The organism is Rhodococcus sp. KB6 (assembly GCF_001445685.1).
Taxonomy (GTDB): Bacteria; Actinomycetota; Actinomycetes; order Mycobacteriales; family Mycobacteriaceae; genus Rhodococcus_F; species Rhodococcus_F qingshengii.
Genome location: NZ_LNAK01000086.1, coordinates 1 through 270, shown reverse-complemented (window position 1 = coordinate 270; position 270 = coordinate 1). Strand labels below are relative to the sequence as shown.

Below are 270 nucleotides of genomic sequence, written 5' to 3'. Positions count from 1 at the left end.
TGATGGTTTCTCGGTGACGGGAACCCTTGCGGCCGGCGAAACGAAGACGGTGACGTATTCGGTGAAGGTCAATGCCGATGTGGTCGGTGGGGTGTTCGTGAACAACTTCGTTGTTCCGGGTACGACTCCGCCGGTTGATCCTCCGGAGGTGTGTGATCCGGCGACGCAGCTGTGCACGACGCATCCGGTGAAGGTTCCGGGGTTCACGGTCGCGAAGGCTGCCGATCCTGCGTCGGGTACCAATGTTGCTGCGGGTCAGACGATCACGTA

1 protein-coding gene is annotated in these 270 nt (G+C 60.7%); it reads left to right on the top strand.

The genetic code is table 11. From position 1 onward, the window contains the following. Positions 1-13 precede the first annotated feature (13 nt). On the top strand, positions 14-270 hold a 257-nt coding region (locus ASU23_RS12265; RefSeq protein WP_216637123.1), incomplete at its 3' end, for a hypothetical protein.